2 pseudogenes are annotated in these 508 nt (G+C 73.4%); both read right to left on the bottom strand.

Annotation, left to right across the window (positions count from 1 at the left end):
• Nucleotides 1–237: pseudogene (locus D588_RS0117910) on the bottom strand (DUF4124 domain-containing protein); the annotation flags it as partial.
• Nucleotides 237–508: pseudogene (locus D588_RS0117905) on the bottom strand (DUF4124 domain-containing protein); the annotation flags it as partial. The pseudogenes D588_RS0117910 and D588_RS0117905, both read right to left, overlap by 1 nt.

The raw sequence follows: 508 nt of genomic DNA, 5'->3' as shown, positions 1-508 counted from the left end.
GGTCGTGGCGCGTGCGGGCGGCGGCGATGGCGCGGGCTGGGCGGCGATCGCGGCCGGCAGTGCGGCGCTGCTGACGCCCTGCATGATTTTCTTCTGCTGGCGCATGCCCTTGGGACAGGGCTGGTTCTGGATGGTCAGGTTGTCCTGCGCGTCGGTGCAGCGATAGAACACCACCGGTTCGGCGTGCGCGGCGCCGGCACAGGTCAGCACCACGGCGAGGCAGAGTGCGCGCCGCATCAGCTGCCGCCGCAGTCGCGCGCCAGACGCGCATCGATGCCGCGCTGCTCGGTTTCCATTGCGCGGCGCTCGCTCTGCAGCGCGCTGTTGTAGCGACGGATCAGTTCCCAGCGGCGATCGCTCAGGCGTGCGCAGACTTCCTGCTCGGGCAGCGCGGTGCAGGTGTCGCGGATCATCGTGCTGCCGGCCGGCACGATCACGCCGGCGCCGGCGGACACCCCAGGCGGCGGTGGACCGGGCGGGCGCGGGCCGCCGGGCGGAGGCGGTCCCG

Source organism: Xanthomonas sp. SHU 308 (assembly GCF_000364645.1).
GTDB classification, from domain to species: Bacteria; Pseudomonadota; Gammaproteobacteria; order Xanthomonadales; family Xanthomonadaceae; genus Xanthomonas_A; species Xanthomonas_A sontii.
Note: the sequence above shows the minus strand (reverse complement) of the source record. Positions and strands in the feature narration are given on the sequence as shown.